We start from the raw sequence: 463 nt of genomic DNA on the forward strand, positions 1-463 counted from the left end.
TGTGAAGTCTGTTTTTCAAGGGTAGGCTAAGGAATAAGAGAGGTGGAATGAAAATGAATAAGTTGTATGTTTATCAGGTCAAGCAAGCAGACGGTAATATGGAATCTCTAGAGAATTACAAAGGAAAACCTTTAGTTATTGTGAACACGGCAAGTAAATGTGGATTGACTCCACAATTTAAAGGCTTGCAGCGATTGTACGAAAAATACCAAGAACAAGGTTTGGAGATTCTTGGGTTCCCTAGTGGGCAGTTCAATGATCAGGAATTCCAGACGCAAGAAGAAACTATGGAGTTCTGCCAAAAAAACTATGGAGTGAGTTTTCCAATGTTTGCGAAAGTAAACGTCAATGGCGAACTCGCTGAACCGCTTTTTGATTACTTGACGTCGTGGGGAGAAAACGGCGCAGATGGAGAAATCAAATGGAATTTCACGAAGTTCCTTATCGATCGACAAGGGAATAT

The 463-nt window shown here is 40.4% G+C and carries 1 protein-coding gene; it reads left to right on the plus strand.

Going from position 1 to position 463, the window contains the following annotated elements; all coding sequences use genetic code 11:
• Positions 1–47 precede the first annotated feature (47 nt).
• The coding region (locus R0J87_RS18540; protein WP_498888018.1) for a glutathione peroxidase at positions 48–463 on the plus strand (416 nt) is incomplete at its 3' end.

It is taken from the genome of Halomonas sp. SIMBA_159 (genome assembly GCF_046536035.1).
Lineage (GTDB): Bacteria > Pseudomonadota > Gammaproteobacteria > Pseudomonadales > Halomonadaceae > Vreelandella > Vreelandella venusta_A.